This window comes from Streptomyces synnematoformans (assembly GCF_039531005.1).
GTDB classification, from domain to species: Bacteria; Actinomycetota; Actinomycetes; order Streptomycetales; family Streptomycetaceae; genus Streptomyces; species Streptomyces synnematoformans.
The window spans coordinates 1-8,460 of the sequence record NZ_BAAAPF010000300.1 but is presented as its reverse complement, the minus strand read 5'-3'; the positions used below and the strand labels follow the sequence as shown (position 1 = coordinate 8,460).

General features: G+C 75.0%; 4 protein-coding genes and 1 tRNA gene. 4 read left to right on the top strand and 1 reads right to left on the bottom strand.

The genetic code is table 11. From position 1 onward, the window contains the following. Window positions 1-480: DUF3662 domain-containing protein (locus ABD317_RS29785; RefSeq protein ID WP_344293786.1), on the bottom strand; the 480-nt coding region annotated here is incomplete at its 3' end. 361 nt (window positions 481-841) lie between these two features. Here ABD317_RS29785 and ABD317_RS29780 point away from each other — a divergent pair. The 4 genes from ABD317_RS29780 to ABD317_RS29765 all read left to right on the top strand — a co-directional run. After that, window positions 842-928, top strand: a tRNA-Leu gene (locus ABD317_RS29780). Between the two features lie 513 nt (window positions 929-1,441). Further along, on the top strand, window positions 1,442-2,734 hold the full coding sequence (locus tag ABD317_RS29775) for a cytochrome P450 (RefSeq protein ID WP_344293784.1): 1,293 nt from the start codon (window positions 1,442-1,444) through the stop codon (window positions 2,732-2,734). 47 nt (window positions 2,735-2,781) lie between these two features. Beyond that, window positions 2,782-4,071, top strand: a complete 1,290-nt coding sequence (locus ABD317_RS29770) for a cytochrome P450 (RefSeq protein ID WP_344293782.1) — start codon at window positions 2,782-2,784, stop codon at window positions 4,069-4,071. Between the two features lie 155 nt (window positions 4,072-4,226). Beyond that, window positions 4,227-8,460: type I polyketide synthase (locus ABD317_RS29765; RefSeq protein WP_344293780.1), on the top strand; the 4,234-nt coding region annotated here is incomplete at its 3' end.

Genomic DNA, 8,460 nt, shown 5'->3' with positions numbered 1-8,460 from the left:
CGTCCCGTAGCCGCCGGGGCCGGTGGGGGCGGGGGGACCGGGAGGCGCCCCCGGCGCGGCGGGCGCGCCGCCGGCGTGCGGGCGGCCTGCGGGCGCCTGGGAGTGGCTGCCCGCCAGGGTGCGGCTGCGGATCCGGTAGAGGCCGGTGTCGAGGTCCTCCGCCTTCTCCAGGTGCACCTTTATCGGGCCCATGAAGGTGTAGCGCTGCTGCTGCGCGTAGTCGCGCACCATGGCGGCCAGCTCCTCGCCGAGCTGGCCGGAGTACGGAGCGAGCCGGTCGTAGTCGGGGGCGCTCAGCTCCACGATGAAGTCGTTGGGCACGACCGTACGCTCACGGTTCCAGATGGTGGCGTTGTTGTCGCACTCGCGCTGCAGGGCGCCGGCGATCTCCACCGGCTGCACCTCGGACTTGAACACCTTGGCGAAGGTGCCGTTGACGAGACCCTCCAGACGCTGCTCGAAGCGCTTGAGTACTCCCACGGGGCACCTCCTCTCCTTCCGGCCTTCCCGCCGGGCCCTCGAACATGCTGCTCGTACTGCTCGCTGATCGTATCCACGCGCGGGGGAATGGACTGGTTCCCGGTCCCCGCCGCCGGTACGCGGTGTCCTCTCTCACACCCGTCTCACACCTGCCGGCCGGCTGTCCGGCCGGGCTTCTCCACCGTCCGCCCAGGCGTCCACTGGGGATGGTACGGGCGGCTCCTCCCAGTGTCCCGCATCGCCGGCCCCCGGCGGTCGCGGTGCGGGCAAAACGGATGTGATCCGGGTCCGGACAGCGTGCTAGGCTTCCTGATGTCAGCACGGCCCAGGCCCTGTCTCGGTCATGTGCAGCACACCCTTTGCGCGGGTGGCGGAATAGGCAGACGCGCTGGATTCAGGTTCCAGTGTCCGAAAGGACGTGGGGGTTCAACTCCCCCCTCGCGCACCACACAGCATGATCGAAGGCACCCGGTTGCCGGTGACGCACGTCACCGGCGTGGGTGCCTTCCGTCGTTCCGGTGCGTCCCCGCCCCGGCGATGGCGCACGCATACACACCCGCCCCGTACCTCCATCGGGCGAAGGGGCCGCGGACTCCCCGTCGCCATCGCCGTGCACCCCGGCCGGCAAGGGGACGCCCCCGGTCCGCGGCGGGCAAGTATGTGTCATTGCCCCGGCCGACCGGACAGGACTCCTGCCGCGGAGGGATCCGGCGCGGGGGATTCCCGCCGTACGGGTCGGGGAGGGCTACTGCCCTGGTGGGAGCGGTGCCGGCGCCGGTTTTCCCGCGCTCCGTACACCGTGCCGGTGCGAGGTTGCGAATGCCGCTTTCCGGGCAATCAGTGACAGAAGGTGATTGATTGACAGCGCGAGAGATGATCGCGCACACTCGGGCTCGATTTCCGCCGATCGGCGTGTCAAACGGGGCGGCGGCCAAGGGGGTTGGCCGCTGGGAGGAGTGAAATGACGGGGCAGCAGGCACGGGTGTCCACGGAGCTTCCGGCGGTGCTGGACGGCTTCGACCTCACCGATCAGGAGCGGTTCACCGACGGCTTCCCGCACGAGGTCTTCGTCCGGCTCCGCGAGGAGGCCCCCGTGCTGTGGCACCCGCCGGGGACGACCGTCGACGGCGAGGGCTTCTGGGTGCTGTCCCGGCACGCCGACCTGAAGGCGGCGGCCGAGGACCCGGTGTTCTCCTCCAAGGGCGGCGGCGGGCGCGAGGGCGGCGGGACGCACATCGACGACCTGAAGCCCGGCGTGCACGCCGGCAGTCTGATCAACATGCAGGACGATCCGCGGCACCGGATGTTCAAGGACCTGGTCAGCCCGCCCGTCGCCCGGCAGGCCGTCGAGGCGCGGCTGCCGCAGCTGCGCGAGGTGGCGGCCCGGCTCGTCGGGCAGGCCCTCGCCCGGGGCCGGGTGAACTTCCAGCCGGCCGTGACCGCCCCGTACACCATCGAGTGTGTGGGCAGGGTGCTGGGCGCGCCCGAGGCGGACATGCCGCAGCTCATCGAGTGGGGGGAGACCCTCGCCGGGTTCGAGGAGCGCCTCTCCGGCAAGGTCAACCGGGCGGCCACCGAGACCCAGTACGCGATGTACGAGTACAGCAAGAAGCTGATCGCGGCGAAGCGCGCCGCGGGCGGCCCGCCGGCGGACGACCTCATGTCCGTGCTGGCGCACCGGGACATCCCCGCGGACCGCGGCGAGGAGCCGCTGTCGGAGTACGAGCGCGAGGCGTTCTTCTGCCTCGTGCTGATCGCCGGCAGCGAACCGCCGCGGAACGCGCTGGCGACCGGCATCCTCGCGCTCGCCCAGCACCCCGAGCAGTGGCGGGCGCTGCGCGCCGACCGCTCCCTGCTGCCGGGCGCGATCGACGAGATGCTGCGCTGGTCCACCCCCACGCCGTACAACCGGCGCACCGCGACCCGCGACACCGTCTTCCGCGGCACCGAGATCAAGGCCGGCGAGAAGATCACCTTCTGGTGGGCCTCCGGCAACCGGGACGGCTCCGTCTTCGACGACCCGACGACCTTCGACATCCGCCGCTCCCCCAACCCGCACCTGGCCTTCGCCCACGGCACCCACTCGTGCCTCGGCGAGCAGCTGGCGCGGATCGAGATGCGGGTGCTCCTGGAAGAACTCCTCGACCGGGTGGCGGAGATCAGGATCGACGGCGACGTGACCTGGGCCCCGAGCAACAAGCACACGGTCATCCTGCGCATGCCCGTCGAGCTGGTTCGGGCCACCGCGGCCTGACACCACCTCGCAACGGGACTTCACCATCACACGGGGAGCGAGTGAGCATGGCGGAAACATCAGAGACGTCGGCCGCGGCGGGTGACGCGGGCGCGGAGGGTACGGAGGACACGGGCATCGACCCGGCGATCTTCTCGCAGCTGCTGCCCTTCGACCCCTTCGACCCGGCCTTCCACGCCGACCCGTACGCGGTCTACCGCAAGATCCGCGAGCAGGGCCCGGTGACCCGTACGCCGCTGGGACTCGTCGTCGTCCCCGGGCACGCCGGGGTCTCCGCGGTACTGCGCGACAACCGGTTCGGCTGGGGCGACGGCGCCACCGTGGCCGAGCACTTCAGCGAGGCGCCCGACGGCACCACCGTGCGCCCGTTCATCTTCATGGACCCGCCCGACCACACCCGCATCCGCGGGCTGGTCGGCCAGGCGTTCTCGGCCCGGCGCGTCGACGCGCTGCGCGCCCGGGCCGGGGAGCTGGTCACCGAGCTGATCGACAAGGCCGTCGCGGCGGCCGACGGCGGGCCCGTCGACCTGATCGACGCGGTCGCCCACCCGCTGCCCGCGATCCTCCTCGGCGAGCTGATCGGCGTGCCGCCGGAGAAGCACGAGCGGTTCCGCGCGCTGTCCACCGACATCGCCCACGGCCTCGACCCGAGCCTCTTCCTCACGCCCGAGGAGGTCACCCGCCGCGACAGCGCCCGGGCCGAGCTGTACGAGTACTTCGGCCGGCTCGCCGAGGAGCGCCGGGCCGCGCCCGCCGGGGACCTGATCAGCGAGCTGGTCACCGCCGAGGACACCGACGGCGGGCTCACCGGCCACGAACTCGTCGTCACCCTCACCCTGCTGCTGTCCGCCGGGTTCGCGCTCACGGTGAACCTGATCGGCAACGGCATGTACGCCCTGCTCCAGCACCCCGGCCAGCTGGCGTGGCTGCGCGAGCACCCCGAGGACGTCCCCGCCGCCGTCGAGGAGATGCTGCGCTACGACCCGCCCGGGCAGATGATCTCGCGGGTCGCGCTGGCGGACGCCGAGGTCGAGGGCGTGCCGGTCGCCGCCGGCGAGCAGGTGATGCTGATGATCGGGGCCGCCAGCCGCGATCCCGAGGTGTACGAGGACCCCGACGCGCTGGTGCTGTCCCGGCCCGCCGGCCGGAACCTGGGCTTCGGCCTCGGCGTGCACTTCTGCGTCGGCGCCCCCATCGCCCGGCTCGCCGCGCAGGTCGCGGTGGCGAAGCTGGCCGCGCTGGACCTGGAGCTGGAGACGGCGACGCCGCCGCGGGCCCCGTACATCATCACGCGCGGGCTGCGGGAGCTTCCGGTGCGCCTCACCGCGGCGGACTGATCGACCGGCCGGCCGGCTGACCGGTCCTTTCGGCACCGGGCACCGCGGAGCGGGCGGCGCGCCGGCGACACGCGCGCCGCCCGGCCGGGCGCGGAGCGACGACGCACGCGCCCGTACCCGACCCGCGCCCGCCCGCCGGACCGTACGGGGGAGTCATGAGCGAGAGAAGCGACACACACGAGAGGAACGACGGCGCGGACGGGACGGCCGACCGCCGGATCGCCGTGGTGGGGATCGCCTGCCGCGTGCCCGGGGCGGCCGACCCCGCGGCGTTCTGGCGGCTGCTCCGCGACGGCGTCGACGCCGTCGGTCCCGCGCCCGCGGGGCGCGGGCTGCCCGCGGACGTCCACGGCGGGTTCCTCGACGAGGTCGACCGGTTCGACGCCGCGTTCTTCGGCATGTCGCCGCGCGAGGCCGCCGCCGTCGACCCGCAACAGCGCCTCGCGCTCGAACTGGCCTGGGAGGCGCTGGAGAACGCCGGGCTGCGCCCCGGAGCGCTCCGCGGCAGCCGCACCGGCGTGTTCGTCGGCTCGATGACCGACGACTACGCCCGCCTCCAGCACGCCGCCGGCGCGCTCACCGCGCACAGCACCACCGGGCTGAGCCGCGCCGCCACCGCCAACCGCCTGTCGCACCTGCTCGGCCTCGCCGGCCCCAGCCTCGCCGTCGACACCGCCCAGTCCTCCGGGCTGGCCGCCGTCCACCTGGCGGTACGGAGCCTCCTCGCCGGCGAGTCGACCCTCGCCCTCGCCGGCGGCGTGCACCTGAACCTACTCGCCGAGGGCTTCGCCGCCGCCGAACTCTTCGGCGCCCTCTCGCCGGACGCCGCCGACGCCCGCTGCCGCGTCTTCGACGCGCGGGCCAACGGCTACGTACGCGGCGAGGGCGGCGGCCTCGTCGTCCTCAAGCCGCTCGCCGCCGCGGTCGCCGACGGCGACCCGGTCCACGGCGTCATCCTCGGCAGCGCCCTCGGCAACGGCACCGGCCGCACCCTGACGGCCCCCGACCCCGCCGCGCAGGAGCGCGTCATCCGCGCCGCGTACCGGGACGCCGGGGTCGACCCGGGCGAGGCGCAGTACGTCGAACTCCACGGCACCGGCACCCCGATGGGCGACCCCGTCGAGGCGGCGGCCCTCGGCGCGGCGCTGGGCACGGCGGGACGCGCGGCCGGCGGGGAGCTGGCCGTCGGGTCGGTGAAGACCAACATCGGGCACCTGGAGGGCGCCGCCGGGGCCGTCGGCCTGATCAAGGCCCTGCTGAGCCTGAAGCACGGGGAGCTGCCGGCCAGCCTGCACTTCGAGCGGCCCCACCCGGAGATTCCGCTCGACGAGCTGAAGCTGAGCGTACGGGGGGCGCCGGGCCCGTGGCCGCGGCCCCGCGGGGAACGGCTCGTCGCGGGCGTCAGCTCGTTCGGCATGGGCGGCACCAACTGCCACGTGGTGCTCGCCGACTGGCGGCCGGCCCCGGCCGGCGGCGGGCGCATCCGCTCGTACGGCACGCTGCCGTGGCCGGTGTCGGGCCGCAGCGCGGCGGCGCTGCGCGCGCAGACCGCGGCGCTCGCGGCGTACGCGACCGGGGCCGGCGAGGACGGGCTGCCGGACCTGGCGGACTCGCTGGCCACCACCCGCACCGCGTTCGAGCACCGCGCCGTGGTGCTCGGCGAGGGCGGCGAGGCGCTGCTGTCCGGCCTGGCCGCCGTGGCGGAGGACCGGGCCGCACCGAACGTGCTGCGCGGGACGGCCGCCGCGCGGCCGGGGGAGCGGACGGCGTTCCTCTTCTCCGGGCAGGGCAGCCAGCGCGTCGGCATGGGGCGCGGGCTGTACGAGACCTTCCCCGCGTACGCCGAGGCGTTCGACACCGTCTGCGCCGCCCTCGACCCGCACCTGCGGCGCCCGCTCCGCGACGTCGTCTTCGCCGAGGCGGAGCTGCTGGCCCGCACCGAGTACACCCAGCCCGCGCTGTTCGCCGTCGAGGTGGCACTCCACCGGCTGCTGGAGCGCTGGGGCGTCACCCCCGACGTGCTCCTGGGCCACTCCGTCGGCGAGCTGGCCGCCGCCCACGTCGCCGGGGTCCTGGACCTCGCCGACGCCGCCGCCCTCGTCACCGCCCGCGGCGCGCTCATGCAGGCACTCCCCGCGGACGGCGCCATGGCCGCCGTCGAGGCGAGCGAGGCCGAACTGCGCGCCGCCCTCGCCGAGGACGGGCCGGAGGCGGCCGGCCGGCTCTCCGTCGCCGCGCTCAACGGCCCCGCGGAGACCGTCGTCTCCGGCGACGCCGACGCCGTCCACGCCCTCACCGCCGCCTGGTCCGCACGCGGCCGCAGGACCACCGCGCTGCGCGTCAGCCACGCCTTCCACTCCCCGCACATGGACGGCATGCTCGACGCCTTCCGCCGGACCGCCGCCCGCCTCACCTACCACCCGCCGCGCATCCCGGTCGTCTCCAACCTCACCGGCGCCCCCGCCACCGCCGACGAGCTGTGCACCCCCGACTACTGGGTACGGCACGTCCGCGACACCGTCCGCTTCCTCGACGGCGCGCGCGCCGCGCACGCCGGCGGCGCCGCGGTGTTCGTCGAGGTGGGCCCGGGCGCCACGCTCAGCGGCCTGACCCGGGACTGCCTGGGGGAGGAGGCCGCGGCCGGGGAGGAGGCCGCGGCCGAGGCGCTGGTCCTGCCGACGCTCCGGCGGGACGTCGCCGAGGACCGCTCGGTCCTCACCACCCTCGGCGAACTCCACGTGCACGGCACCGGGATCGGCTGGGACGCCTACTTCGCCGACGCCGGCACGCGGCGGGTCGAGCTGCCGACGTACCGCTTCCAGCGCAGCCGCCACTGGACGGGCGGACCGCCGGAGGCGCGGCCCGCGGAACGGCCGGAGACGGCGGCCGCGCCGGCCGGGCCGGACGAGCCGGCCGCGGCCCCGATGGAACAGGCCGAGCCGGCCGACGACCCCGTCCGCACCGACCCCACCGTCACTGACCTCGCCGATCTCACCGACCTCGTACGCACCCACACGGCCGCCGCACTCGGCTACGACTCCACCGCCGCCGTCGACACCGACACCGCCTTCCGCGACCTCGGCCTCGACTCCTACGGCGCCGTCGACCTGCGCCGGCGCCTCACCGCCGCCACCGGCGTGCCCCTCCCGAGCGGCGCCCTCTTCAACCACCCGACGCCCGCCGCCATGGCCGCCTGGCTGCACACCGCCCGCGGCGGCGCCGACACCCGGCAGGACCGGCACGGCGCACGACCCCCGGCCGCGGAGGACGACGATCCGGTCGTCATCGTCGGCATGGCCTGCCGCTACCCGGGCGGCGTCGGCTCGCCGGACGAGCTGTGGCGCCTTCTCGCGGAGGAGCGCGACGCGATCGGGGACTTCCCCGCCGACCGCGGCTGGGACCTGGCAGGACTGCACGACCCGGACCCCGACCGCGCGGGCACCTCGTACACCGCCCACGGCGGCTTCCTGGACGATGCGGCGGGTTTCGACGCCGAGTTCTTCGGGATCTCCCCGCGCGAGGCGCTGGCGATGGATCCGCAGCAGCGGCTCCTGCTGGAGACGAGCTGGGAGGCGTGCGAACGCGCCGGCCTCGCGGCCGCGACGCTGCGCGGCAGAGCGACCGGTGTCTTCGTGGGCGCCACGGCGCAGGACTACGGGCCGCGCATGCACGAGGCCGCGGACGGGCCGGAGGGGTACGTGCTCACGGGCACCACTCCGGCGGTCGCGTCGGGCCGCATCGCGTACGCCTTCGGCCTGGAGGGGCCGGCGGTGACGGTGGACACGGCGTGTTCGTCGTCGCTGGTGGCACTGCATCTGGCGGCGCAGTCGATACGCACGGGCGAGTGCGACATGGCGCTGGCGGGCGGCGTGACGGTGCTGTCGACGCCCGGCATGTTCGTGGAGTTCAGCCGGCAGCGGGGGCTGTCGGCGGACGGCCGGTGCAAGTCGTTCGCGGCGGGTGCGGACGGCACGGGGTGGGCCGAGGGCGTCGGCGTACTGGTCCTGGAGCGGCGGTCGGTGGCGCGGGCGAACGGGCACCGGGTGCTGGCGGTGGTGCGCGGTACGGCGATCAACCAGGACGGCGCGAGCAACGGCCTCACGGCGCCGAACGGCCTGTCGCAGGAACGGGTGATCCGGGCGGCGCTCGACAGCGCGGGCCTCGGGCCCGGCGACGTGGATGCGGTCGAGGCCCACGGTACGGGGACGGGACTGGGGGACCCGATCGAGGCGGAGGCGCTGCTGGCGACGTACGGCCAGGGGCGGGCGGGGGACCGGCCGCTGTGGCTGGGGTCGGTGAAGTCGAACATCGGGCATGCGCAGGCGGCGGCGGGGGTCGCGGGGATCATCAAGATGGTCCAGGCGATGCGGTACGGGCAGCTGCCCAGGA